The sequence below is a fragment of the Dactylosporangium sp. CS-047395 genome, assembly GCF_050942185.1.
GTDB lineage: Bacteria > Actinomycetota > Actinomycetes > Mycobacteriales > Micromonosporaceae > Dactylosporangium.
In genome coordinates this window covers 9,650,189-9,675,460 of record NZ_CP192015.1, presented here as the reverse complement: position 1 = coordinate 9,675,460, position 25,272 = coordinate 9,650,189, and the positions used below count along the sequence as shown (strand labels likewise).

General features: G+C 70.6%; 25 protein-coding genes. 11 read left to right on the top strand and 14 right to left on the bottom strand.

The window, feature by feature from the left end:
- Positions 1-7 precede the first annotated feature (7 nt).
- Together ACQP00_RS45235 and ACQP00_RS45230 are read right to left on the bottom strand one after the other, a co-directional pair.
- Positions 8-595: a nucleotidyltransferase family protein gene (locus tag ACQP00_RS45235; protein WP_433209476.1), complete on the bottom strand. Its 588-nt coding sequence runs from the start codon at positions 593-595 to the stop codon at positions 8-10.
- A gap of 22 nt (positions 596-617) precedes the next feature.
- Positions 618-1,007, bottom strand: a complete 390-nt coding sequence (locus tag ACQP00_RS45230; protein ID WP_433209473.1) for a hemerythrin domain-containing protein — start codon at positions 1,005-1,007, stop codon at positions 618-620.
- A 76-nt stretch (positions 1,008-1,083) separates the two neighbouring features.
- Between ACQP00_RS45230 and ACQP00_RS45225 the strand changes: the two genes are divergently transcribed.
- The 3 genes from ACQP00_RS45225 to rocD all read left to right on the top strand — a co-directional run bounded on the left by ACQP00_RS45225 (position 1,084) and on the right by rocD (position 3,383).
- Positions 1,084-1,299 (top strand): hypothetical protein, encoded by a 216-nt coding sequence (locus tag ACQP00_RS45225; RefSeq protein ID WP_433209470.1) that lies wholly within the window; start codon positions 1,084-1,086, stop codon positions 1,297-1,299.
- Between the two features lie 81 nt (positions 1,300-1,380).
- On the top strand, positions 1,381-2,172 hold the full coding sequence (ddaH, locus tag ACQP00_RS45220) for a dimethylargininase (RefSeq protein WP_433209467.1): 792 nt from the start codon (positions 1,381-1,383) through the stop codon (positions 2,170-2,172).
- Positions 2,169-3,383 (top strand): ornithine--oxo-acid transaminase, encoded by a 1,215-nt coding sequence (gene rocD, locus ACQP00_RS45215; RefSeq protein WP_433209464.1) that lies wholly within the window; start codon positions 2,169-2,171, stop codon positions 3,381-3,383. The genes ddaH and rocD overlap by 4 nt, the downstream gene beginning before the upstream one ends.
- Positions 3,384-3,387: 4 nt before the next feature.
- Here the strand turns inward: rocD and ACQP00_RS45210 are convergent, their stop codons facing one another.
- The 5 genes from ACQP00_RS45210 to ACQP00_RS45190 form a co-directional block, all read right to left on the bottom strand.
- Positions 3,388-4,749 carry a nitric oxide synthase oxygenase gene (locus ACQP00_RS45210; protein ID WP_433209461.1) on the bottom strand — a complete coding sequence of 454 codons (1,362 nt, stop codon included), beginning with the start codon at positions 4,747-4,749 and terminating at the stop codon, positions 3,388-3,390.
- Positions 4,750-4,938: 189 nt separating this feature from the next.
- The gene (locus ACQP00_RS45205; protein ID WP_433209458.1) at positions 4,939-5,958 is read right to left on the bottom strand and encodes an ABC transporter permease; all 1,020 of its coding nucleotides are present in this window, start codon (positions 5,956-5,958) and stop codon (positions 4,939-4,941) included.
- Positions 5,955-6,917: an ABC transporter permease gene (locus ACQP00_RS45200; RefSeq protein WP_433209455.1), complete on the bottom strand. Its 963-nt coding sequence runs from the start codon at positions 6,915-6,917 to the stop codon at positions 5,955-5,957. Before ACQP00_RS45200 ends, ACQP00_RS45205 begins: the two co-directional genes overlap by 4 nt.
- Positions 6,914-8,419 (bottom strand): sugar ABC transporter ATP-binding protein, encoded by a 1,506-nt coding sequence (locus tag ACQP00_RS45195; protein ID WP_433209452.1) that lies wholly within the window; start codon positions 8,417-8,419, stop codon positions 6,914-6,916. Before ACQP00_RS45195 ends, ACQP00_RS45200 begins: the two co-directional genes overlap by 4 nt.
- A gap of 70 nt (positions 8,420-8,489) precedes the next feature.
- A complete protein-coding gene (locus tag ACQP00_RS45190; protein ID WP_433209449.1) occupies positions 8,490-9,578 on the bottom strand; it encodes an ABC transporter substrate-binding protein in 1,089 nt (362 codons plus the stop codon).
- A 254-nt stretch (positions 9,579-9,832) separates the two neighbouring features.
- Between ACQP00_RS45190 and ACQP00_RS45185 the strand changes: the two genes are divergently transcribed.
- A complete protein-coding gene (locus ACQP00_RS45185; protein WP_433209446.1) occupies positions 9,833-11,944 on the top strand; it encodes an NPCBM/NEW2 domain-containing protein in 2,112 nt (703 codons plus the stop codon).
- A 123-nt stretch (positions 11,945-12,067) separates the two neighbouring features.
- Here ACQP00_RS45185 and galK read toward each other — a convergent pair whose 3' ends face one another.
- From galK to ACQP00_RS45170, 3 genes are read right to left on the bottom strand one after another with little or no spacing between them, the layout of a single operon-like run.
- Positions 12,068-13,192 carry a galactokinase gene (gene galK / locus ACQP00_RS45180; protein ID WP_433209443.1) on the bottom strand — a complete coding sequence of 375 codons (1,125 nt, stop codon included), beginning with the start codon at positions 13,190-13,192 and terminating at the stop codon, positions 12,068-12,070.
- Positions 13,189-14,277: a galactose-1-phosphate uridylyltransferase gene (gene galT / locus ACQP00_RS45175; protein WP_433209440.1), complete on the bottom strand. Its 1,089-nt coding sequence runs from the start codon at positions 14,275-14,277 to the stop codon at positions 13,189-13,191. Before galT ends, galK begins: the two co-directional genes overlap by 4 nt.
- 12 nt (positions 14,278-14,289) lie before the next feature.
- Complete coding sequence (locus ACQP00_RS45170; protein WP_433209437.1) at positions 14,290-15,069, bottom strand: DeoR/GlpR family DNA-binding transcription regulator; 780 nt, start codon at positions 15,067-15,069, stop codon at positions 14,290-14,292.
- A gap of 391 nt (positions 15,070-15,460) precedes the next feature.
- Between ACQP00_RS45170 and ACQP00_RS45165 the strand changes: the two genes are divergently transcribed.
- From ACQP00_RS45165 to ACQP00_RS45145, 5 genes are read left to right on the top strand one after another with little or no spacing between them, the layout of a single operon-like run.
- A complete protein-coding gene (locus tag ACQP00_RS45165; protein ID WP_433209434.1) occupies positions 15,461-16,735 on the top strand; it encodes an ABC transporter substrate-binding protein in 1,275 nt (424 codons plus the stop codon).
- On the top strand, positions 16,732-17,607 hold the full coding sequence (locus ACQP00_RS45160) for a carbohydrate ABC transporter permease (RefSeq protein ID WP_433209431.1): 876 nt from the start codon (positions 16,732-16,734) through the stop codon (positions 17,605-17,607). The genes ACQP00_RS45165 and ACQP00_RS45160 overlap by 4 nt, the downstream gene beginning before the upstream one ends.
- Positions 17,604-18,461 (top strand): carbohydrate ABC transporter permease, encoded by an 858-nt coding sequence (locus tag ACQP00_RS45155; protein ID WP_433209428.1) that lies wholly within the window; start codon positions 17,604-17,606, stop codon positions 18,459-18,461. Before ACQP00_RS45160 ends, ACQP00_RS45155 begins: the two co-directional genes overlap by 4 nt.
- A 57-nt stretch (positions 18,462-18,518) precedes the next feature.
- Positions 18,519-18,767 (top strand): type II toxin-antitoxin system Phd/YefM family antitoxin, encoded by a 249-nt coding sequence (locus tag ACQP00_RS45150; protein WP_433209425.1) that lies wholly within the window; start codon positions 18,519-18,521, stop codon positions 18,765-18,767.
- Positions 18,764-19,135: a type II toxin-antitoxin system VapC family toxin gene (locus tag ACQP00_RS45145; protein ID WP_433209422.1), complete on the top strand. Its 372-nt coding sequence runs from the start codon at positions 18,764-18,766 to the stop codon at positions 19,133-19,135. Before ACQP00_RS45150 ends, ACQP00_RS45145 begins: the two co-directional genes overlap by 4 nt.
- Positions 19,136-19,153: 18 nt before the next feature.
- Here the strand turns inward: ACQP00_RS45145 and ACQP00_RS45140 are convergent, their stop codons facing one another.
- Together ACQP00_RS45140 and ACQP00_RS45135 are read right to left on the bottom strand one after the other, a co-directional pair.
- Positions 19,154-21,307: a HelD family protein gene (locus ACQP00_RS45140; RefSeq protein ID WP_433209419.1), complete on the bottom strand. Its 2,154-nt coding sequence runs from the start codon at positions 21,305-21,307 to the stop codon at positions 19,154-19,156.
- Positions 21,308-21,375: 68 nt separating this feature from the next.
- Positions 21,376-22,026, bottom strand: a complete 651-nt coding sequence (locus ACQP00_RS45135; protein WP_433050078.1) for a DedA family protein — start codon at positions 22,024-22,026, stop codon at positions 21,376-21,378.
- A gap of 57 nt (positions 22,027-22,083) precedes the next feature.
- Between ACQP00_RS45135 and ACQP00_RS45130 the strand changes: the two genes are divergently transcribed.
- The gene (locus tag ACQP00_RS45130; protein ID WP_433209416.1) at positions 22,084-23,085 is read left to right on the top strand and encodes a saccharopine dehydrogenase family protein; all 1,002 of its coding nucleotides are present in this window, start codon (positions 22,084-22,086) and stop codon (positions 23,083-23,085) included.
- On the opposite strand, the gene ACQP00_RS45125 is transcribed toward ACQP00_RS45130, so the two are convergent.
- Together ACQP00_RS45125 and ACQP00_RS45120 are read right to left on the bottom strand one after the other, a co-directional pair.
- Entirely contained in the window at positions 23,072-24,055 is a 984-nt protein-coding gene (locus ACQP00_RS45125) for an alpha/beta fold hydrolase (protein ID WP_433209413.1), read from the bottom strand. The genes ACQP00_RS45130 and ACQP00_RS45125 overlap by 14 nt on opposite strands.
- A gap of 125 nt (positions 24,056-24,180) precedes the next feature.
- Entirely contained in the window at positions 24,181-24,513 is a 333-nt protein-coding gene (locus ACQP00_RS45120) for a hypothetical protein (protein WP_433209410.1), read from the bottom strand.
- A gap of 255 nt (positions 24,514-24,768) precedes the next feature.
- Between ACQP00_RS45120 and ACQP00_RS45115 the strand changes: the two genes are divergently transcribed.
- Entirely contained in the window at positions 24,769-25,260 is a 492-nt protein-coding gene (locus tag ACQP00_RS45115; RefSeq protein WP_433209407.1) for a DUF3145 domain-containing protein, read from the top strand.
- The last annotated feature ends 12 nt before the right edge of the window (positions 25,261-25,272 follow it).

Genomic DNA, 25,272 nt, shown 5'->3' with positions numbered 1-25,272 from the left:
TTCCCCCTTAGACGGCCGCCGCCAGCGCGCTGGCCTCGGCCATCGACATCACGCCGAGGCGGTCGATCAAGAACAGGAAAGCATGGGCGTAGGGCGAGTGGGCCGTTTCCCGGTAGACCCGTGGCCAGTCGATCTGCTCGCGCAGCGACCGCGCGACCGGCAGGCCGCGGGCGAAGTCGCAGTAGTGCGCGGACCAGGTCAGGGTCTTGTGGATCATCAGCTCGGTGGCCGAGAGGACCGGCATGTGGCAGGCGTTGACCGCGATGATGTCGGTGTCCTCGAGCGTCGCGTCGGTCACCGGGCGCTGCACCGGGCAGAAGATGAAGTCGATCAGGAGGTCGTCGTCCCAGGCCTTGACGAGCCAGCCCTCGGGCGGGACCTCGCCGCGGAAGCCGACCTCGGACAGGGAGGCCAGGACCCGCTCGGCGTCCTCCTGCTTGATGAGGAAGTCGATGTCGTGGTCGACGGACTCGCCGCCGCGCGCGTATACGGCGAAGCTGCCCGCCAGGCAGAAGGGGATGCCCGCGTCCTTGAGGTGGAACGCGGCCTTCTTGAGCGTGGCGATCAGCGGCTGCCTGTCCTCGGAAACTGCCATAAATGCAGGCTTACCCGCGCGATCATTCCGTCACACGCACGGATTGCATCGCCTCACCCAGGCGGCGCAGTTCCTCGGCCGGGCAGGCCTCGGCCAGGCGGGGGAAGAGCTCGGTCTCCTCTTCCTGCATGTGCTGGCGTACGGCGTCGAAGCGCTCGATGGTCAGCGGCCCGTCGAACGAGGCGTGTTCGGCCTCCTCGTACGCCGCGATGTCCGGCCCGGCCGGCAGATGCTCGTGCAGCGCGGGGTGCAGGAAGCGGTTCTCGGCCGCGGTGTGCCGCTCCAGCGCGGCCGCGGCGGCGGCGAGGGCCGCGCGCCGGCGCGCGGCCGTCGGGGCCGTCTCGACGTCGGCGAACAGCGATTCCAGCCGGCGGTGCTCGGCCGTGAGGAGCTCGATGAGGTCCGCCGACATGGAGCAGGCGTACCCATGGCGGGCTTCCGTTAACCCACCCTACCGTGACGTTGGTACATGTGTTCGAATAAGCCCCATGGAGCGCAGAAAACACTGGTGGAACGGCACCTGGGGCCGGCTGGCCCGCCGCGACGTCTACCTCTTCGAGGACGCCGGCATCTGGTGGGTCGAGTCGCGGGAGGGCGGGGCCGACGGGCGCGCCCGCCGTTACGAGTTCACCGACGAGGACAGCGCCATGAACTGCGTCTCCGGCCTGCTGGCCCAGCCCGGCAACTGGCGAGAGCTGCGTTAACGCAACGAATCGCCGCCGGATCAACGCACAGCGCAACGAAGAGCTCTCAAAAAGCAGCGAATCCGGCCGTAGGTTGTGTCCATGAGCCGTCGTTACCTCATGTGCCGCCCGACCTACTTCGCGGTGGACTACGCGATCAACCCGTGGATGGACCCGACGCGGCCGGTCGACACCGGGCGGGCCGTCGCGCAGTGGACGACGCTGTACGAGCTGTACCTGTCCCTCGGCCACACCGTCGAGCTCATCGACCCGGTCCCCGGCCTGCCCGACATGGTCTTCGCGGCCAACGGCGCGACGGTCGTGGACGGCCGGGTGTACGGCGCCCAGTTCCGCCACCCGGAGCGCGCCGACGAGGGCCCGGCCTACCTGGAGTGGTTCGCCCGCAACGGCTTCGACGTGCACGCGGCGAAGAGCGTCAACGAGGGCGAGGGCGACCTGCTGCTGGCCGGCGAGTGGATCCTGGCCGGCACCGGGCTGCGCACCGAGCACGCCGCGCACGCCGAGGCGCAGGAGCTCTTCGGCCGGCCGGTGCTCACCCTGCAGCTGGTCGATCCGCGCTACTACCACCTCGACACCGCGCTGACCGTGCTGTCGAAGGACAACATCGCGTACTACCCGGGCGCGTTCTCCGCGGGCAGCCAGGCCGTGCTGCGGCGGCTGTACCCCGACGCCGTGCTCGCCACCGCCGAGGACGCCGCCGTGCTGGGCCTCAACGCGGTCAGCGACGGTCACCGGGTCGTCCTGCCATCCGCCGCCACCCGGCTGGCCGCAGCGCTAGCGTCGAAGGGGTTCCAGCCGGTCCCCGTCGACGTCTCCGAGCTGCACCGGGCCGGCGGCGGGCCGAAGTGCTGCACCCTGGAGGTCCGGTCATGACGAGCGTCGTCAATCGCACGAGCACCGCAGTGGAAGAGGCGGAGGCGCACACCGCGCACAACTACCACCCGCTGCCGGTCGTCATCGCCGAGGCCGAGGGCGCCTGGGTCACCGACGTGGACGGGCGCCGCTACCTGGACTGCCTGGCCGGGTACTCCGCGCTGAACTTCGGCCACCGCCACCCCGGCCTCATCGCCGCTGCCCGCGAGCAGCTGGACCGGGTCACGCTGACCAGCCGCGCCTTCCTGCACGACCAGTTCGGCCCGTTCTGCCGCGACCTGGCCCGGCTCACCGGCAAGGACATGGTGCTGCCGATGAACAGCGGCGCCGAGGCCGTGGAGACCGCGATCAAGGTGTCGCGCAAGTGGGGGTACCAGGTCAAGGGCGTCCCGGACGGCCAGGCCACCATCATCGTGGCGGACGGCAACTTCCACGGCCGCACCACGACCATCGTGAGCTTCTCCACCGACCCGGAGGCGCGCGCGGACTACGGCCCTTACACGCCGGGGTTCGTCGTCGTGCCCTACGGCGACCTGGACGCGCTCGAGGCCGCCATCGATCAAACCACCGTGGCTGTACTGCTCGAGCCCATTCAGGGTGAGGCCGGCGTCCTGGTCCCGCCGCGCGGCTACCTGCCGGGCGTGCGCCGCCTGTGCACCGACAACAACGTCCTGTTCGTGGCCGACGAGATCCAGTCCGGCCTCGGCCGCACCGGCGCGACGTTCGCCTGCGACGACGAAAATGTCGTACCCGACATGTACGTTCTGGGCAAGGCGCTGGGTGGCGGCATCGTCCCGGTGTCGGCGGTCGCGGCGGACGCCGCCGTCCTGGGCGTCCTGCGGCCCGGCGAGCACGGCTCCACGTTCGGTGGCAACCCCCTGGCGTGCGCGGTGGCGCGGGCGGTCATCGGGCTGCTGGAGACCGGCGAGCCGCAGGACCGGGCGCGCACGGTCGGCGCGCACCTGCACCGCCGGCTCAACGAGCTGGTCGGCCACGGCCTGACCGCGGTCCGCGGGCGCGGGCTGTGGGCCGGCATCGACATCGACCCGGCCCTGATGACCGGGCGCGAGGCGAGCGAGCGGCTGATGGCGCTCGGCGTGCTGGCCAAGGACACGCACGGCTCGACGCTGCGCCTGGCCCCGCCGCTGACGGTCACCGAGGCCGACATCGACGTCGCCGTGGACGCCCTGGCGACGGTCCTGAAGGGCTGACCGCTCAGCGTTTCAGCAGGCGGCTGAGGAAGCCCTGGCGCTGCGCAGGTACCGGCGCCGGGGCCTCCATCACCAGCACGTCCGGCGACGCCGGGCGCACCGGCGGGATCACCGTCGGCACCGGCCTGGGCCGGGGCAGCGGCGGATGGTCGGCGGCCGGGGCGTGGGCGACCGGGCAACGCGCCGCGGCCGGAGCCGGGACCGGAGAACGTCCGCGCTTGCCCAGCTCGCGCGCCTCCGCGTCGAGGTAGAAGCCGGGGCGCTGGTCGGCTTCGGCGTAGTACCGGTGAAAGACGCCCGTCGTCGATCCGCTCATCGGCGGCACGATCCACGACCAGTCGGCCGGGGTCGGGCGGCCCGAGCGCTCCTCGCTCACCATGTGGGCCAGGAACCGCTCCGACTCGGTGTGGTGGTCGCTGATGCGCGCGCCCGCCTGGTCGAAGGACCACAGCACGGCCCGGTTCAGCTCGACCAGGGCGCGGTCCTTCCACAGCGAGCGCTCGGTCGACGTGTCCAGTCCCATTCGGGCCGCGACCAGGGGCAGCAGGTTGTACCGGTCCCGGTCGGCCAGGTTGCGCGCGCCGATCTCGGTGCCCAGGTACCAGCCGTTGAACGGCGCCAGCGGATAGTCGACGCCGCCGATGGTGAGCCGCATGTTCGCGATCGCCGGGATGGCGTGCCAGCGCAGCCCCAGCTCGGCGAACCAGCGCAGCTCCGGGTGCTCGATCGGCACCTCCCACACGGCGTCCTCGGGCAGCTCGTGCAGGCTCACCGTGCCGTCCGGGGCCTCCAGCGCGAGGGGCAGCACGTCGAACGGGTTGGCGGGCTTGCCGCGCCAGCCGTGCTGCTGCAGGGTCTCGGTGAACTGGACGTACCGCGGGTCGCCGACCACGGTGCCGTCCGGGTGGCGGTGCCCGGCGTAGCGGATCAGCTGGTCGTTCCACAGCCGCACCGCCGGGCGGCCGGGGATGTGCTGGGCGAAGACGGAGATGACCGGGCGGATCACGTGCCGCTCGCGCTGACCGGCCAGGCGCAGGTGGCGCACGAGCTCCTCGTGGATCTCGGCGACCGTGGTGACCTTGCGCAGGTCGCGCACGACGAGGCTGCGCCAGTAGAGGCGGCCGATGCAGCGGGAGGCGTTGCGCCAGGCCACGCGGGCGCCGAAGACGAGCTCGGCGTACGTGTGGACGTACGTGCCGGTCTCGGCGATCTCGTCGCGGACCCGGGCCAGGCGCTCGCGCCCGTTGCCGCCGGGCTGCTGCTCGTGGTGGAACAGGGCCAGAAAGTCCTCGGCCTCGGCGGGGTCCACGGGGGAGTGGGCATCCCAGGGCCGTCCCGGCATGTCGCGGTATCCGGGCACGCTCACACGCAACCTCCAACGCCGATGGTCCCAGTGCTGGGTGGCAGGAGGACATCCTGTCGGCCCGGCCAAGACCGAAGTCGCACAACGTGTGCGGCCGGAGTCGGAGCGTCAGCTATTGCAATTTGCACCATGGGGAAAGGGGCGCCCCCGGATGTACCGGTGACGCCCCTCCGAACGGCCTGCCGCACCCCACTACCCGGAGGCCACCCGCCGCAGCCTGGCCAGGTAGGTCTGGGCCACGACCACCAGCGCGATGAACGCCCCGCTGATGACCGTCTGCCAGGCCGACGTGACCGTGCCGATCTGGTTGATGATGTTCTGGATCACCTGCAGCAGCAGGACGCCGGCGATGGTCCCGCCGAGGGTGCCCGCCCCGCCGGTCAGCAGCGTGCCGCCGACGACCACCGCGGCGATCGCGTCCAGCTCCATGCCGGTGCCGAGGACCGTGACGCCGGAGCCGAGGCGGGCCGCGTTGATCGCCCCGGCCAGCCCGGCCAGGACGCCGGACAGGACGTAGACGCGGATCTGCGTGCTGCGGATCTTCACGCCCATCAGGCGGGCCGCGTCCTCGCTGCCGCCGATGGCGTAGACGGACTGGCCGAAGCGGCTGCGGTACAGCAGCAGCATCCCCACCGCGAAGAGCGCGATGACCAGGTAGACCGGGTAACCGATGCCCAGGAACTCGCCGGTGCCGAAGTGCTTGAAGGAGTCGGTCTTCACCAGGTAGGTGTCGGCCCCTTCGTCGGACAGGGCGAGCATCAGGCCCCGGGCCCCGAGCAGGCCGGCCAGCGTGACGATGAAGGGCGCCAGCCGCGCGTACGCGATGATCAGGCCCTGCACCAGCCCGAACACCCCGCACACGGCCAGCGGCAGCGCGAACGCGGCCCAGGTGCCGTACTGCGACGCCCAGGCCGCGAGCACCCCGCCGAGCACGTACAGCGACCCGACGGACAGGTCGATGCCGCCGCTGATGATCACGAAGGTCATGCCCAGCGCGATCAGGGCCGGCGGCGCGGTGGAGATGAGCACCGTGCCGAGGTTGTCGAAGGTGCGGAAGCTGTCCCAGGTGACCACGCCGACGACGATCACCAGCACGAGCACGGCGAGCGCGCCCTGGCGCTGGATCAGCTCGACGACGCGCTCGGTGCGCATCGAGGCGGCCTCGGCCCGGGCCGCCTTCGCCGGGGGCGTCACGACCGTCTGGCTGCTCATCGGGTCCTCCGTTCGCGGGCCGCGTACACGGCGACCAGGATGATGACCGCCTGCACCATCTGCGCCGTCGAGTCGCGCAGGTTGTTGGCGATCATCGTCGCGGTCAGCAGCTGCATGAGCAGCGCGCCGGCCACGGTGCCGAGCACGCGCACCTTGCCGCCGGTCAGCGGGGTGCCGCCGACGACCACCGCGGTGATCGCGGAGAGCTCGATGAGCAGGCCGATCCGGGACGCGTCGGCCGAGCCGATCCGGGCCACCTGGATGATGCCGGCGACCGAGGCGAGCACGGCGCTGATGATGTAGACCGTCACCAGGACCCGGCGCACCGGGACGCCGGCCAGGACCGCGGCCGGGCGGTTGTCGCCGATGGCGAGCAGGCGCCGGCCGAAGACCGTGCGGCGCACCACGAAGCCGACCACGACGGCCAGGACCGCGGCGATCCAGACGGTGTAGGGCACCCCGAGGAACTGCCCGGTGCCGATCTCGATGAAGTCGGCGTTGCGGATGTCCTTGTAGCGCCCGCTGGACACGACCAGCGCGATGCCGCGCCCGGCCACGAGCATGGCCAGGGTGGCCACGATCGGCTGCAGCCCCACGAACGCGACGAGGCCGCCGTTGACGAAGCCGATGACCAGGCCGCCGACCAGCGCGAGGACGATGGCCGCGACCGGGCCGTAGCCGAGGTACAGCGGGATGATCGCGGCGCCGAGGGCCATCACGGACCCGACGGACAGGTCGATGCCCTCGGTGCCGATGACCAGCGCCATCCCGAGGGCCACGATGACCACCGGGGTGACCTGGACCAGCTGGATGCGCAGGTTCGACCACTCGAGGAAGTTGTCGGTGTACACCACGTTGAACAGCACCAGCACGAGCAGGGCCACGTACACGCCGTACACCGGCAGGAGCTGTCGCCAGCGGTTGACCTGGACCTTCTCGACAGCAGTAACGGCCGTCATGACGACGCCACCGCGATCACGTTCATCAGCTGCTCCGTCGTCACTTCGTCGCCGCGGAGCATGCCCACCACGGCGCCATCACGCAGTACCACCACACGGTCGGAACCCTCGATGAGCTCCTCGGCGTCCGAGGACACCAGCACCACCCCGAGGCCCTCGGAGGCGAGCTCGTCGATGAGCGCCTGCACCTCCGCCTTCGCGCCCACGTCGATGCCGCGGGTCGGCTCGTCCAGCAGCAGCACCTTCGGCCCGGTGGCCAGCAGGCGGGCCAGGAGCACCTTCTGCTGGTTGCCGCCGGAGAGGTCGCCGACCCGCTGGTGCGGGCTGGACGCCTTGATCCGCAGCCGCTGCATGAAGGTGTCGACGATCTCGTCGATCTTCCGCTCGGAGACCACGCCGGCCGTGGCCAGCCGGGGCAGGATCGCCAGGGCGATGTTCTCCCGCACCGACAGCCCCAGCGCGATGCCCTCGGCCTTGCGGTCCTCGGGCTGCACGGCGATGCCGGCCTTGAGCGCGCTGACCGGGGTCGGGCGGCGCAGCGGCCGGCCGTCGACCTCGACCGAGCCGCTGTCCAGCGGCAGCGCGCCGGCCACCGCCTTGATGGTCTCGCTGCGCCCGGCGCCGAGCAGGCCGCCGAGCCCGACGACCTCGCCCGGCCGGACCTCGAAGCTGACGCCCGCGAGGTGGTGGCGGCTGTTGAGGTCGGTGGCCTTCAGCACCGGGGCGGCCCCGGCGGCGTCGTGCTCGCCGGCGAAGCTGGTGAACGAGCGCTCGGCGTTGACCGGGCGGCCCAGCATGTGCGAGACGAGCTGGACGCGCTCCAGGTCGGCCAGCTTGCCGGCGTGCACCAGCTTGCCGTCGCGCAGGATCGTGACGCTGTCGCAGATGCGGTACAGCTCGTCCAGGCGGTGGCTGACGTAGATGATCCCGACGCCGCGCTCGTGCAGCTGGTGGATGACGCCGAAGAGGGTCTCCACCTCGCGGGGCTCGAGCGAGGAGGTCGGCTCGTCCATCACGACGACCTTGGCGTCGACCATGACGGCCCGGGCCAGCGCCACCATCTGCTGCGCGCCGAGGGGCATCAGGCCCAGCGGGCGGCGCACGTCGGAGGTGATGCCGTAGCCGGCCAGGATCTCGGCCGCCTCGCGGTTCATCCGGCTCACGTCGACGAGGCCCAGGCGGTTGCGCGGTTCCCGGGTCAGGAAGAGGTTGCGCGCCACGCTCATCAGCGGGACGAGGTTGACCTCCTGGTAGATGGTGGAGATCCCGGCCGCCTGGGCGTCCAGCGGGCCGCCGAAGGAGACCGGCTCGCCCTGGTAGCGCACCTCGCCGCCGTCCGGGCGGTACACGCCGGTGAGGACCTTGATCAGGGTGGACTTGCCGGCCCCGTTCTCGCCGACGAGCGCGTGCACCTCGCCCGGCTCCAGCGTGAACGAGACGTCGTCGAGCGCGCGCACGCCCGGGAACTGTTTGCTGACCCCGGCCACTTCCAGCAGGGACATGTTTCCTCTTTCCACGCGCCGAACCCCTTGCCGGGAGAGCCTGCGCTCGCCCGGCAAGGGGTTCAAGGCCTCAGTAGGACAGACCGATGTCGGACGACGCGTTGGTCGAGTCGTACTCGCGGTCGGAGATGATGATGTTCTCCGGGATCGCCTCGCCGTTGAAGAACTTCTCGGCGGTCGAGAAGGCCAGCGGGCCGAAGCGCGGGTTCGACTCGATGACCGAGTAGATCCAGCCGTCCACGATGCCCTGGACCGCGCCCTTGGTGCCGTCGATCGTCACGATCTTGACGTCGCCGGCCTTCTTGCTGGCGCCCTTGAGGGCGGTCACCGCGCCGAGGGCCATCTCGTCGTTCTCGGCGTAGATGCCGTTGACGTTCGGGTTGGCCTGCAGCAGCTGCTCGGCCGTCTTCTGGCCCTCTTCGCGCGAGAAGTTGCCGGTCTGCTCGAAGACGATCTTAATACCCGGGGCGACCTTGGCGATCTCGTCCTTGAAGCCGCTGGTGCGCAGCGTGGTGACGTTGTTGCCGGGGGCGCCGAGCAGGATCGCGACGGTGCCGGTGTTGTTCATGGCCTTGGCCATCTTGTCGGCGGCCCGCTTGCCCTGCTCCGCGAAGTCCGACCCGATGAAGGTCAGGTAGTTGGTGCAGCTCTTCGCGTTGATCTTCCGGTCGATCGTGATGATCGGGATCTTCTTGGCCGAGGCCTTGGCGAACACCGAGTCCCAGCCGTCCGAGTTCAGCGGGGCCACGATCAGCAGCTGAACGCCCTGGTCGATCAGGGTGCTCACGTCGGTGATCTGCTTGTCGAACTTCGAGTCGGCGTTGGTGGTCTTGAGGTTGGCCTCGGGGATGCCCAGCTTCTTCGCCTCGTCCTTGATGGACTGGGTCTCGGCGATGCGGAAGGGGTTGGCCTCCTTCTCCGACTGGGAGAAGCCGACCTGGGCGGTCTTGAGGTCGATCTTCGTGCCGCCGAACTGCTGCAGCGTGCAGCTCGCACCGGCGGCGTCGGCCGACTTCGTGGCCTGCGCGGCGGCGGAGGCGTTCGCCGTCGCGCCGGCGCCGGCGTTGTCGTCCTCGGACTTCGCGCAGCCGGTCATCAGCAGGGCCGCAGCGCTGAGCACGGCCAGGGCGGGCCGCCAGCGGCCACGCATATCGATCATCGTGTGTCACTCCCTTGAGCGAGGGGTCGACTGGGGTGTCTGTGCGGACCTCATCGAGGTGTATCGCATTCACTCATCCTCCAACTTTTTCTGTCAAGACTTTCCACCCACCCGACCAAAACCAAACACCAACTGTCACATGACCGAGACCTGGGCGATGCCGGACCGACATCGATGAAGAACCTTGTGCGGCAGTGTTTATCGGCGTACAACAATATTCAACAATTTCGATCTCGTACCGCCGGGGAGCTGCGATGATCCGATCTCCTGGGGTGCTGAAACGCGCCCTGAACACGGCCGCCACGACCCTCCTGCTGGTCGCCGCGGCATCCATCCCGCTCGCTGTTACCGGCGCGTCGCCCGCCGCCGCCGCGGCGACACCTCAACCAGGACCGCTCACCGCCCCCGTCATGGGGTGGAACAGCTGGAACCGGTTCGGCTGCAACATCGACGAGAACCTGATCAAGGCGACCGCCGACGCCATGGTCAGCACCGGACTGCGGGACTCCGGGTACACCTACGTCGACATCGACGACTGCTGGATGGCCGGCACCCGGGACGCGCAGGGCCGGCTGCGCCCCGACCCGGTGCGCTTCCCGGGTGGCATCGCGGCCATCGCCACCTACGTCCACGCCCGCGGCCTGAAGCTCGGGATCTACTCCTCGGCCGGCACCGCCACCTGCCAGGGACTGCCCGCGAGCCTGGACCACGAGGTCATTGACGCGCAGACGTGGGCGTCCTGGGGCATCGACCTGCTGAAGTACGACAACTGCAACAACCAGGGCCGGCCCGCCCTGGAGCGCTACCGGGCGATGGGCGAGGCGCTCAAGGCGACCGGCCGCCAGATCGTCTACAGCATCTGCAACTGGGGCAACGACGAGCCGTGGGTCTTCGGGCCGGACGTCGGCGGCAGCTCCTGGCGCACCACCGACGACATCAACACCAACTGGTCCACCATCACCTCGCTGCTGGACCAGCAGGCCGGGCTGGAGCCGTTCGCGCGCAAGGGGTACTACAACGACCCCGACATGCTCGAGGTCGGCAACGGGTCGCTGACCCAGGACGAGAACATCGCGCACTTCTCGCTCTGGTCGCTGCTGTCCTCGCCGCTGCTGCTGGGCAACGACCTGCGCACGGTCAGCGCGGCGACGCTGGGCATCCTGCGCAACGCCGACGTCATCGCGGTCAACCGGGACTGGGGCGGCTCCCAGGGCCGGCGCGTGGCCGATGCGGGCGACCAGGAGGTCTGGGCCAAACCGATGAGCGACGGTTCGGTCGCCGTCGTGTTGTTCAACCGCGGCACCGGTACTGCCAGTGTCTCCACCGACACCGCGGTGCTCGGCCTCGCCGGGTCCACCTCGTACACCACGAAGAACCTCTGGACCGGCGCCACCGGCTCGACCACCGGCGCCCTGAGCGCCTCGGTCCCCGCCCACGGCGCCGCGATGTTCCGGGTGACCAGGGCCGGCTCCCTGGCCGCCGCCCCGGCCGCCGGCACGTACCAGGTCAGCGACCTGAACTGGGCCGCGACCAGCAACGGCTGGGGCCCGGCCGAGCGCAACCGCTCCAACGGCGAGACCGGCGCCACCGACGGCACCACGCTGAACGTCGGCGGCACCACGTTCGCCAAGGGCATCGGGGCCCACGCGGACGGGGCGGTGCACGTCTACCTCGGCCGCGCCTGCCGCACCTTCACCGCCCAGGTCGGCATCGACGCCGAGGTGGGCGGCGCGGGCTCGGCGCGCTTCGCGGTCTACGGCGACGGCCGGCTGCTCGGCTACAGCCCGGTCAAGACCGGTGGCCAGGCCCCGACCCGCCTGTCGGTGTCCACCGGCGGCTACCTGACCCTCGAACTGCGGGTGACCGACGCCCGCGACGGCAACGCGAGCGACCACGGCGACTGGGGGAGCGCGACCCTGGTCTGCGGTACCCCCGGCGCCGGTTCGGCCGTCAGCGACCGCACCTGGGGCACGGCGACCAACGGCTGGGGCCCGGTGGAGCGCGACCGGTCCAACGGCGAGACGGCGGCCGCGGACGGCAGCGTGCTGACCGTCGGCGGGGTCTCCTACCAGAAGGGCATCGGCGCCCACGCGGCGAGCGACATCACCGTCCCGTCGGCCGGCTGCACCCGCTTCACCGCGATCGGCGGGCTCGACGCCGAGGTCGGCACCGTCTCCACGGGCGTCACGTTCTCGGTGCTGGGCGACGGCACGACGCTCTACACGAGCCCGACCGTGACGGCCGCGAGCCCGGTGGCGATCGACGTGGACGTCACCGGGCGGTCGAACGTGCGGCTGGTCGTGGGCAGCGCGGGCAGCAACGACCACGACCACGCCGACTGGGCCGACGCCCGCCTGATCTGCTGATCGGACGGTCCATGCGGCACCGTTGATTACCGCTCGATGTCCTGAAGAGCGGTGGGGGAGCTTCGCTCCACCCACACCCCCTCAAGAGCGCAGCGGGTCCTACGGGCGGCAGCACGTCGGGCCTCAGCGGGTGACTCGGTGGGTCCCTTGGGCGGGGGTGACCACGAAGGCGTCGGGGGGCGTGAAGCCGGCTTCGGCGAACGCCTCCCGCACCGCCGCCTCCACCGCCTCGCAGCGGTCCGCGTCGACCAGGGCGAGCACGCAGCCGCCGAAGCCGCCGCCGGTCATCCGGGCGCCGTACGCGCCGGCCGCGAGGGCCGCCGTGACCACGGTGTCGACCTGCGGCACGGTGATCTCGTAGTCGTCGCGCATCGACTCGTGCGAGGCCGTCATCAGCGGTCCGATGGCCCGGGCGTCGCCGGCCCGCAGGGCGTCCACGGTGTCCAGCACGCGCTGGTCCTCGGTGACCACGTGCCGGACCCGTTTGCGCATCACCTCGTCGTCGAGCCGGGCCAGGGCCGCCTCCAGGCCGTCCGGCGCCACGTCGCGCAGGGCCGGCACGTCGAGGATCTTCGCCGCCTCCTCGCAGCTGCGCCGGCGGGCCGCGTACTCGCTCGTCACGTGGGCGTGCGGGGCCTTGCTGTCCACGACCAGGACGGCCAGGCCCTGCGCGGCGAGGTCGAACGGCACCTGCTCGGTGGCCAGGGACCGGCAGTCCAGGAACAACGCGTGGCCCGCCCGGCACAGGGTGGAGGCCGACTGGTCCATGATGCCGGTGGGGGCGCCGACGTACTCGTTCTCGGCGCGCTGGGCCAGGCGTGGGCGTACCGCCATCGGCACCTCGATCCCGCCCAGGTCCAGCAGGACGGCCATCACGGCGCACTCGATCGCCGCCGACGAGGACAGCCCGGCCCCGAACGGCACGTCCGAGGTGATGGTCAGGGACGCACCCGGGACATCGTGGCCGGCCTCGCGCAGCGCCCAGACGACCCCGGCGACGTACGACGCCCAGCCCTCGACCTTGTCGTCGGGGCCGAAGGTGACCGTCTCGCCGGTCTGCTCGGAGGTGACCGTCCACTGCGGACCGTCGGCGCGCCGGCCGCCCACCACGGTGGCGTGCGGCAGGGCGAAGGGCAGCACGAAGCCGTCGTTGTAGTCGGTGTGCTCGCCGATGAGGTTCACCCGGCCCGGGCTCGCCCACACGACGTCCCACGGGCCCTCGGGGAGCCTTTCCAGCGCGGTCCTCACAGCACGACCTCCCGCAGCATCTGCGCCGCCTGCTCGGGGCGCACGTCGTTGACGAACACGCCCATCGCCGACTCCGACCCGGCCAGGTACTTGAGCTTGCCCGGCGCCCGCCGCGTGCTGAACAGCTGCAGGTGCAGGTAGGCGAGGTCCCGCGCGACCCGCACGGGTGCCTGGTGCCAGGCCGCGATGTACGGCATGGCCAGCCCGAACATGCCGTCGAGGCGGTTGAGGACCTCGAGGTACAGCGGGCCGAACGCGTCGCGCTCCTCGGTGGTGAGCGCGGGGATGTCGGCCACCTGGCGGTTCGGGTACAGGTGGATCTCGAACGGCCAGCGCGCCGTCGCGGGCACGAACGCCGTCCACAGCTCGTTGCCGGCCACGATGCGCGTCCCGGCGGCCCGCTCGGCGGCCAGCACGTCGGCGAAGAGGTTGCTGCCGCCGGCGCTGCGCTCGCGGTGCTCCCGGGCCGAGCGCAGCATGCGGCGGGTGCGCGGGGTGACGAACGGGTACGCGTAGATCTGCCCGTGCGGGTGGGACAGGGTCACCCCGATCTCCTCGCCGCGGTTCTCGAAGCAGAAGACCTGCTCGATGTCGTCGCGGGTGGACAGGTCGGCGGTGCGGTCGGCCCACGCCTCCATCACCGTGCGCACCCGGGCGGGCGTGAGCGAGGCGAACGAGGCGTTGTGGTCGGAGGTGAAGCAGACGACCTCGCAGCGCCCGGCGGCCGGGCGGGTCGGCACGAGCCCGGGCAGGATGTCGCCCTGGGCCGGCCCGACGCGGTGGCTGAACGAGGGGAAGCGGTTCTCGAAGACCACGACGTCGTACTCCGGCGCCGGGATCTCGCTCTGCCACTCGGGCGTCGACGGGCACAGCGGGCACTGGTCGCTCGGCGGCAGGAAGGTGCGGGCCTGGCGGTGCGCGGCGATCGCGACCCACTCGTCCAGGATCGGGTCGTGCCGCATCTCCGACGCCGGGGGTGGCGGCGGCAGATCCCGTTGGTCGACGGCGTCCCGGGACGCATCGTCGCGCTCATCGAAGTAGATGAGCTCCCGGCCGTCGGCGAGATGGGTGACCGTTCGCTTCACTCGTTCTCCAGGTTAACCGTTCGGGTCCACGACGATGAGCTCACCGACGCGCTCGGCCAGCTGCACACGCGCCTCCGCGGCCAGCCCGACGTCGGTGATGAGGAGGTCGGCCTCGTCCAGCGGGGTGATGGTCGCGATGCCCACCATTTCCCATTTGGTGTGATCGGCAAGCACCACGAGCCGGCGGGCGGCCGCGACCAGCAGGCGGTTGGTGCCCGCCTCCATGAGGTTCGGGGTGGTGAAACCGGTCCGCGGGCTCATCCCGTGCACGCCGAGGAACAGCACGTCGACGTTGAGCGAGCCGATCGCGGCCTCGGCCACGGGGCCGGCGAGGGCGTCCGAGGGGGTGCGGATGCCGCCGGTGAGCACGACCGTCTGGTCGGGGCGCCCGGCGTGGTACAGGGTGTCGGCGACCGGGATCGAGTTGGTGACGATGGTCAGTCCCGGGACGTCGACGAGGTGCGCGGCCAGCGCGGCGGTGGTGGTGCCGGCCGACAGCGCGACGGCGGTGTGCGGCTCGATGAGCTTGGCGGCCCGCTCGGCGATCGCCGCCTTCTCGTTGCGCTGGCGCACCGACTTGGCGTCGAAGCCGGGCTCCTCGGTCGAGCCGGGCCCGGCGATGGTCGCGCCGCCGTGCACCTTGTCCACTAATCCCCGGTCGGCCAGGGCTTCGAGGTCGCGCCGGATGGTCATGTCGGAGACGCCGAACTGGCGGACCAGCTGGCTCACGCGCACGCCACCGTGGCGGCGGACCAGATCCAGGATGGCCGCCTGCCGTTGCTGTGCGAGCATCACGCCGTTCCCTTCGCAGGCGCAGCGGGGGTGAGCACGGCTGCGCGAGTGGCCGGACCCACAACGGGTTCCAACGCAGACGTTACGTCTCCCGCACGTCGGCGTGCCCCGCTGGCCCGGTCGAAGTCCTCGGCCGCTCGCATGGCGTACAGCTTCGAACCTAGACGACCAGAAGTCAACAAACTCGAACAGCCATATGTGGGTGACAGGTGGCCTGAGAGCACTGGTCGTTACCGACATGTGTCGATGAAGTTTCCGGGCAAAGGGTCATCGATCACGGCAAATCACACCTGATCATGGGCTGAGATCCATTGACAATGTCCGTTTTTCCGAGGACTGTCGCCGTACTGGAGGTTCTCGTTTGGTTCTGTGCCTTGCTGAGGAGGAAGCGATGAACTTCTCCCGTCGTGCTGTCCTGGGCGGCGCCATGGCCGGGTTCGGAGGGGTGGCGGCGACGTCACTGCTCGCCGCGTGCGGCGACGACTCCGACAGCGGCGGAAGTGCCACCTCGGAAGTCACCTTCGGGTCCAACTACTCCGACAACGTCCCCAAGACCGCGATGGCCAACGTCATCTCGGGCTACACCAACGGCAAGAACGTCAAGGTCAACACCGTCGACCACAACTCGTTCCAGGAGAACATCAACCGGTACCTGCAGGGTAATCCGGACGACGTCTTCTGCTGGTTCGCGGGCTACCGGATGCAGTTCTTCGCCCAGCAGGGCCTGGCCGGCGACATCTCCGACGTCTGGAGCGAGGTCGGGTCCAACTTCTCCGACGCGCTGAAGGCCGCCTCGACCGGCGCCGACGGCAAGCAGTACTTCCTGCCGTTCTACAACTATCCGTGGGGCGTGTTCTACCGCAAGAGCGTCTGGCAGCAGAAGGGCTACACGGCCCCGAAGAACCTCGATGCGTTCAAGGCGCTGTGCGAGAAGATGAAGACCGACGGGCTGGTCCCGATCGCCTTCGCCGACAAGGACGGCTGGCCCGCGATGGGCACGTTCGACTACCTGAACATGCGCATCAACGGCTACCAGTTCCACGTCGACCTCATGGCCGGCAAGCAGACCTGGACGGACGCCAAGCTCAAGACGGTCTTCGACACCTGGCGGGGGCTGCTGCCGTACCACCAGCCGGGTGCCAACGGCCGCACCTGGCAGGAGGCGGCCCAGTCGCTGCTGAACAAGCAGTCCGGCATGTACGTCGGCGGCACCTTCGTCGGCGAGCAGTTCACCGGCGCCGACCTCGACGACCTCGACTTCTTCGCCTTCCCCGAGATCAACTCGGAGTTCGGCCAGGACGCGGTCGAGGCGCCGATCGACGGGTTCATGATGGCGGCCAAGCCCAAGAACGCGGCCGGGGCCAAGGAGCTGCTGAAGTACCTGGCGACCGGGCCCGCGGAGCTGGCGTACCTCAAGAGCAACCCGACCAACGTGGCCGGCAACAAGACCGCCGACACCTCCGGCTACACCGCGCTGCAGAAGAAGTCCGCCGAGCTCATCAGCAGTGCCAAGCACATCTCGCAGTTCCTCGACCGCGACACCCGCCCGGACTTCGCCTCGCAGGTCATGATCCCGGCCCTGCAGACCTTCATCAACAAGCCCGAGGACGTCGACGGCCTCCTGAAGAACATCGAGGCCCAGAAGAAGACCATCTTCACGTCGTGAAGATCAAGCGCTTCGGCATCGGCGACCGCGCCGTCATCGCGGTCGTGCTCGGCGTGGCGATCGTGCTGGACCTCGCGCTCATCTGGGGTCCCACGATCGCCTCGGTCGGGCTGTCCTTCACGTCCTGGAACGGCGTCACCGACCCGGTCTGGGTCGGCGGGAAGAACTACGACACCATCGTCAACGTCTATCCGCCGTTCTGGCCGGCGATGCGGCACAACCTGCTGTGGCTGGCGTTCCTGGGCCTCGTCGCCACCCCGCTCGGGCTGTTCTTCGCCGTGCTGCTGGACAAGAGCCTGCGCCTCGGCCGCTTCTACCAGAGCGCGCTCTACCTGCCGGTCGTGCTGTCCCTGGCGATCGTCGGCTTCATCGCGCAGCTGGTGTACTCCCGCGACTACGGCGCCCTGAACAACATCCTCGGCCGCACGGGCAATCCCATCGACTTCCTCGGCGACCCGTCGATCAACATCTGGGCCGTACTCGTCGCGGTGGGGTGGCGGCACGTCGGGTACGTGATGATCCTGTATTTGGCGGGCCTCAAGGCGGTCGACCCGGCGCTGAAGGAGTCCGCCGCCCTGGACGGGGCCAACGAGGCCCAGACGTTCTTCCGGGTCACGTTCCCGACCCTGCGCCCGGTCAACATCATCGTGCTGGTCATCACCGTCATCGAGGGCCTGCGCGCGTTCGACATCGTCTACGCCATCAACCGCGGCCGCAACGGCCTGGAACTGCTGAGCGTGCTCGTGACCGACAACATCATCGGCGAGGCCAGCCGGATCGGCTTCGGCTCGGCGATCGCCGTGATCCTGCTGCTGATCTCGCTCGGCTTCATCGTCACCTATCTCGTGCGCATCCTGCGGGAGGAGCGATGAGACTGCGACCCGCACGCCTGGTCCTCAACGCGGCCCTGATGATCGTCGCGCTGGGCTGGCTGGCCCCGCTCGCCCTGGCCGTCTACGCCTCGCTGCGCCCCTACGAGGAGACGTCCCGCAAGGGGTACTTCTCCTGGCCCGACAAGCTCACGCTGCACTACTACGCCCAGGTGTGGGACTCGGCGGAGCTGCCGAAGTACTTCACCAACTCGCTGATCGTGGCGGTGCCGGGCGTCATCCTAACCTTGTTCCTGGCCTCGTTCGTCGCCTTCTGCATCGCCCGCCTGCGGATCCGCTTCTCGCTGCCGCTGCTCGTGGTGTTCACCGCCGGCAACCTGCTGCCGCCGCAGGTCCTGGTGACGCCGCTGTACGAGATGTACAAGCAGATCCCGCTCCCGGCCTTCGTCTCCGAGTCGGGCACCCTCTACGACTCCTACGCCGGCCTGATCCTCATCCACGTCGCGTTCCAGGTCGGCTTCTGCGTCTTCGTCCTGTCCAACTTCATGCGCACCCTGCCGACGGAGATCACCGAGGCCGCGGTGATGGACGGCGCGGGCGTCTGGCTGCAGTACTGGAAGGTCACCCTCCCCCTGTGCCGCCCGGCCCTGGCCGCCCTGGCGACGCTGCTGTTCACCTGGATCTACAACGACTTCCTCTACGCCCTGGTCCTCATCTCCACCGGCGACAAACTGCCGGTGACGAGCGCCCTGAACAACCTGCGCGGCCAGTTCTTCACCGACTACAACCTGCTGGCCGCGGGCTCGCTGCTGGTCGCCCTGCCCACGCTGATCGTCTTCTTCGCCCTGCAACGCCAGTTCGTCGCCGGCCTCACCCTCGGCGCCGCCAAGGGCTGACCGCCCGCTCGTCAAACAGGGACCGGGTGGACTAACCTCTTAGCTAAGGAGGTCGCCATGGCCGAAGTCGCCGCCCAGTTCAACATCCATGAGGCGAAGACGAACCTGTCCCGCATCATCGACCGCGTCGAGCACGGTGAGGAGATCACCATCAGCCGGGCCGGCACCCCGGTCGCGAAGGTCGTGCCGTTCCACCGTGAGCTTCGCCGGACCGGCCGCGGATCCCTCGCCGGTCGGCTGGTCCTGGCCGACGACTGGGACGGACCCGAGGTGAACGCCGCGGTCGCCGAGGACTTCTACTCGTGAGCCTGCTCCTCGACACCCACGTCGTGCTGTGGTGGCTCGCCGACGATCCCACGCTCGACAGCGACTTCAAGGATCGGCTCGACCACGATCCCGAGGTCTACGTCAGCGCCGTGACCGCGTGGGAGGTGGCCATCAAGCAGTCGCTCGGCAAGCTCCAGCCGGCGGATCTGCCGGAACGGATTCGCGACAGCGGTTTCCGGCAGCTGGCGGTCGTGGCGGAGCACGGGATCGTCGCCGGTCGGCTCCCGCTCATCCACCGCGATCCGTTCGATCGCATGCTCATCGCGCAGGCCCAGGTCGAGGGCTTCACGCTCGCGACCCGGGACGCCGACATCCAGCAGTACAGTCTCAAGCTCCTGGCGGTATGACCGCCGTCGGCGCCCGCGCTAGAACGGGCGGGTGCCGACGGTGGTCAGGCGCTGGGTGGCGCGGGACAGGGCCACGTACAGCGTGCGCACGCCCGTCTCCGCCTCGTCGCGGATGGCGGCCGGCTCCACCACGAGGACCCCGTCGTACTCCATGCCCTTGGAGTCCAGGGCGCCGACCGTCTGCAGGCGTTGGCCGTCAAGGCCGTCCAGCCACGCCGCCACCTCGTCGCGGCGGGCCGTCGGGGTGATCACGCCGACCGTGCCCTCGACCTGGTCCAGCAACGTCTTGGCGGCCTCGCGCACCGCCGAGGCCAGGTCCTCGGTGACCGTCTCGACCGGGTCGATGCCCGAGGAGCGGACCGCGGTCGGGAGTTCCAGGTCCGGCTGGGCCGCGCGGATCACGCGGGCGGCGACGGCGAAGATCTCGGCCGAGTTGCGGTAGTTGGTGGTCAGCGTGAAGGAGGAGCGGCGGCGGGTGCCGACGGCGGCCTCCATGGCGCGGTCGGACTCGGCGGCGTCGTTCCAGGCGGCCTGGGCCGGGTCGCCGACGATGGTCCAGGTGGCGTGCGGGCCGCGGCGGCCGATCATGCGCCACTGCATGGGGGAGACGTCCTGGGACTCGTCGACGATGATGTGGGCGTAGTCGCGGTAGTCGTCGGGGCGCTCGATGGCCTGGGCGCGGGCGGCGGCCATGCGCTCGTAGGACGTGGAGACCTCGTGCACGCCCTCGGCCACCTGGAACGGGTCGCGCGGGGCGCGCTTGCGGACCGGGGGATCGCCGAGGTACTCGTGCAGCTCGTCCAGCAGCGCCACGTCCTCGACGGACAGGTGCTCGACGTCGATCGAGGCGGCCAGGGTGGCGATCTCGCGGTTGCTCAGCACGCCGTTGGCCCAGCGCTGCAGCCGGTGCCGGTCGGTCATCCAGCCGAGCACCTCGGTCGGCCGCAGGACCGGCCACCAGCCGCGCATGAACTGCATGAACTCCTGGCGCTCGGCGGTGTCCGAGGCGAACTCGGCGCGCTGCTGGGTGCGGCCCGACCCGAGCAGCTCCGTGCTCTGCCGCCACAGGGCGTCCAGCACGTGCCCGGCCGCCTTGGCCCGGGCCGCGTTGCGCTTCACGCCGAGGTTGAGCACGGTGCGACGCAGCTCGTCGAGGGCGTGCTTGTCGAGGGTGAGCAGCTCACCGCGGTACAACATCCGGAAACGATCGGGGGAATCCGGCACCGGCCCCCGTGCGGCCCGGCTCAGCACCCGCTGCATGCGCAGCGAACCCTTGACCGCGGCCACCTCCGGGGGCTCGTGCCGGGTCGCCTGCACGCCGAGGACCAGCTGGCCGAGGGAGCGCAGGGTCGCGGTGTCCTCGCCGAGCGACGGCAGCACTCGCGAGACATACCCCACGAACACGTCTGACGGTCCGACGACCAGGACACCCCCGCTCTCGTACCGGTTGCGATCGGCGTAGAGCAGGTACGCGGCCCGGTGCAGCGCGACGGCCGTCTTGCCGGTGCCGGGCCCGCCCCGCACGATCGTCACCCCGGACGCGGGGGAGCGGATGGCGTCGTCCTGCTCGCGCTGGATGGTCGCGACGATGTCCTTCATGCCCCGGCCGGTGGCCCGCGACAGGTTCGCCAGCAGCGCGCCGTCCCCGATCACGGCCAGGTCGGCGGGCGCGGCCGCCGGATCCAGCAGGTCGTCCTCGATCGAGATGACCTTTTCGTTGGTACTGCGAATGCTCCGCCGCCGCACCACGCCCATCCGGTCGGCCGGGGTGGCCCGGTAGAACGGGGCCGCGGCGGGTGCACGCCAGTCGACCACCAGCGACTCGTACTCCTCGTCGCGCAGGCCGAGCCGCCCGATGTACCGGACCTCGCCGCCCGGCACCGCCGGCTCGACGGCCGCGGCGTCCGCGCCGGAGACCCCGTCCGGGCCGAGGTCGAGCCGGCCGAAGACCAGCCCGTCGTGCTCGCTCTCCAGGGCGCGCCGGCGCCGGGCCGCGTGGTACACCATGGCGTCCCGCTCGACCAGGGCGCCGTGGTTGCCGACCCGGGCCAGGCTGTACCCGGCCTTCTCGACCTCGGCGGCGGAGATGCGCAGCTGGTCCAGCCGCACGTAGACCCGGTCGAGATACGACTGCTCGGCGGCGATCTCCGAGTCCCGAACCTCGTCGCTCAACGCACCACTCCTGCCGCCCGGCGAAAAAACAACCCCGAAAGCCTACTCGCCAGTCGGGACAGTTTCGATCACGGCGTGGCCGCGGGCTCCTTCTCGGCCTCCTCGCGGATGGCCTTGGCCTCGGCGGCGGCCTTGCGTCGCAGGTAGAAGGTGGTGGCGAGGCCCGCGACGACGGCGACGGCCAGCGCCACCCAGGAGAAGTCCTTGAGCCACTTCTCGGCGACCTGCCCCAGCGAGTAGATCGCGAACACGGTGCCGAACGACCAGACTATGCCGCCCGAGGCGTTGGCGAGCAGGAACTTGCCGTACGGCACCCGCAGCGCGCCCGCCAGCGGCCCGGCGAGGATCCGCAGCAGCGCGATGAACCGGCCGAAGAAGACCGCCCACACGCCCCAGCGGCTGAACGCCCGCTCGGCCTTGGCCAGGTGCTCGGGGCCGAAGTGCTTGGGGAACCGCCGGCCGAAGCGTTCCAGCAGCGCACGCCCGCCGCGCCGGCCGATCACGTAGCCGATGCTGTCGCCGGCGATCGCGCCGACGGCCGCCGAGGAGGCGACCAGCCAGGGGCTCACCGAGGTCGTCACGGACAGGAGCGAGGCGGTGACGAGCGTGATCTCGCCCGGGAGCGGCACACCCATGCTCTCGATCCCGATCACGGCCCCGACCAGGAGGTACACCCAGATCGGGGACAGCGTGCCCATCCAGACCTCGATGTGATGCACCCGGACCCCTCCCCTGTGAGCTTCCGTTCCCGGTAAGCGTCTCATAAATTCCTGAGCGTGGGCTGTCTGGTGTACGGCGCGAACGGTTACAGCGGGTCACTTCTCGCCCGGCTGGCGGTGACGCGCGGTGAACGTCCGATCCTCGCCGGCCGCTCCGCGGGGACCGTGCGGGCGCTCGCGGAAGAGCTCGGTTTGCCGTACCGGATCGGCGCTCCGTCTTTGGAACTGTTGGAAGATGTGCGGGCCGTGGTGAACTGCGCCGGCCCGTTCGCCGAGACCGCCGCGCCGATGGTGGCCGCCTGCCTGCGGGCCGGGGTGCACTACCTCGACATCACCGGCGAGCTGGACGTGTTCGACTGGATGTTCAACCAGGATACGGCCGCGAAGCAGGCCGGGGTCGCCATGATCACCGGGGCCGGGTTCGACGTGGTGCCGACCGACTGCCTGGCCGCCCTGCTCGCGGCCGAGCTGCCGGGCGCGGTCGCGCTCGAACTGGCCTTCGCGGCGCCCGGTGGCCTCTCTCGCGGTACCGCGAGAACAGCGCTGGCCGAAATGGGCGCCGGTGCCGCCCGGCGGATCGGCGGGGAGCTGGTGGCCACGCGCTTCGGCACGCCGTCGCGCTCGGTCCCGTTCCCTTCCGGTGTGCGGCGGGTCGGCGCGACCCGCTGGGGCGACCTCGTCACCGCGTACCGGTCGACGGGTATTCCGGACATCACGGTGTACATGCCGCTGCCCCCGGGTTCGGGGCTCGCCCCGCTGTTCCGCTTCGGCCCGCTGCGCCGGGCGGCCCGGGCCCTGGTCCGCCGCGGCGGCCCGTCGGACGCGGTGCGCGCGGCGCAGGGGTGCGAGGTGTGGGCGGAGGTGCGCGACGCGGCCGGGAACGTCCGGACCGCCACGCTGACCGGTCCGAACGCCTACGCGCTGACGGCCGACGCTTCGCTGCGCGCGGTCCAGCGGGTCCTCGCGGGTGAGGTGGCACCGGGAGTGCACACGCCGTCGTCCGCGCTGGGTGCCGGCTTCGTCCGGACCCTGGACGGGGTGACCGTCACGCTGTCGTGATCGCGGTTTCCTGGGCCTTCGGCGCGCGCTGCCGGGGTGCCCGCCGGCGGGGTTTGCGGGCGGCGCGCTTGATCACCGAGACGATGGCGTCGGTGACGCAGTCGGGGCGTTCGATCGGCAGCATGTGCCCGGCCTCGTCGCACAGCCGCAGCTCGGCGTCGGGCAGCTCGCGCACGATGGTCTCGGCGCAGGCGGGCGGGGTGAGGCGGTCGGCGGTACCCACGAGGACGGCCACCGGCAGCCCCCGCATCGCGGCCAGGGTCTCCACGCGGTGGTGCAGGTCGACCGAGGGCCGGAAGCCGCCGATCGCGCACAGCGGGGCGTTGCCGACCATGGACGCGGTGAGCGCGACCCAGCTCGTGTCGACCCGGTGCCCGAAGACGAGCCAGCGCACGCCGGGCGCGAGCAGCGGCATGAGCCGCCGGTGCGGCCGCCAGGCCCCGGACCGCGCGAGCAGCCCGGCCCCCTGCACCTCGAGCACGCGCATCACCCGGGCCAGCCGCGGACTGAGCCCGTAGCTGGTGCGCGAGGAGCCTTCGGCGGAGGTGGAGACGAGCACGACCCCGACGACCCGCCGGGCGAAGGAGGCGGCGTGGCGGTGGGCGTACTCCATGATCGCCATCCCGCCGAGCGAGTGCCCGGCCAGCACGATCGGCCCGCGCGGCACGACCTGCTCGATGACCTCGGCGAGATCGTCCCCGAGCTGCTCGAGCGTGGCGGTGGTCCCGTGCGTGGCGTCGGAGCGCCCGTGCCCGCGCAGGTCGAAGGCCAGCACCTGGACCGGCGCCCCGAGCCGCTCGGGCAGGTCGGCGATCTGCCGGCGCCACAGCCGGTTGTCGAGCGTCCAGCCGTGCAGGAAGACCACGGTGATGGGCCGGCGCGAGATGGTGCTCGCCTTGGCGGGGTACAGGACGCTGTACAGGCGGGCGCCGTCCTTGAGCCTGACTGGCGTGGCGACGACGGTACCCATGAAAGATTGTTACCCGGGAGTTACGCGGATTACCCCTGTCACCCGTGCCTACTCCGATAACACTCTGATCACGCAACCGAACGCCGCCGGAGCTGGTCCGGCGGCGTTCGGGTGAAGAACCGGCGTCAGGCGGCTTCGAACACGCCCGCGTCGACGAGGCGCTTCTCGGTGGCGTCCCAGCCGTGCTCCGGCTCGGCCGCGGCCAAGGCCTGGATCTCGGCCCGGATCTTGGCGGCGTGGCCGGCCCCGGCGAGCACCCGGATCTCCTCGGCGAAGGCGTCGGAGGTGGTGCTCAGGTGCACGGTCTTGCCGTTGGTCAGGTTGCGCACGTACACGTGCTTGCCCTTGTTGAGCGGGATGAGGTACTTGAACTCACCCAGCACACTGAGGGCGCCGGATGCACCGGCCTGACCGGCGCGGACTGAGGCCCGCGCGGTCTTTGAGGTGTTGCTCGCCACGGCGGGAACTCCTTGTCGAGGCTGTACGGAAGACAAGAAAGTGTAACAGCCGCTCGGACGGGCTGAAAAAAGGCAAGTAACCGATAGATGATCCGTCCGTTGGACAAAACGTAGGACCGGTGTCGCTGTTTCACTGGCGCACCGCGCTCAACATCGTCATCATTGGTCCCAACAGTTACCGCCGCACAGCCTGGCATGACCGCCGGAGCACGAGGTCGTAGGGGAAGACGCACCTCGGTCTCCAGGAGGTCTTACGTGCCCACGCGTGGCGTCATATACGTTCACTCGTCTCCGCTCGCCGTGTCATCGCACGTCGAGTGGGCGATCGCGCGCGTCCTCGGCGCGCCGGTCCGCCTCGAGTGGTCGGTGCAGCCTGTCGAGCCCTCGGCCCGCCGGGCGCAGTGCTCGTGGTCCGGCGCGACCGGCACGGGCGGAGAGCTCGCGGCCGCGCTCAGGCAGTGGCCGATGACGCGCTTCGAGGTGACCGAGGAGCCGAGCCCCGGCGTGGACGGGGAGCGGTTCATGCACGTGCCCGGGCGCGGCCTGTTCCGCGGCTCCACCAGCGCCAACGGCGACATCGTGCTGTCCGAGGACCGGCTGCGCGCCCTGGTCGCGAGCGCCCGCGGCTACGAGTCGCTGGCCCACACCCTGGAGAAGGCGTTGGGCGCGCCGTGGGATGCGGAGCTGGAGCCGTACCGCCACGCCGCCGACGGTGTCCCGATGACCCCGCTCACCCGGGTCGGGTGAGCGACCCCGATT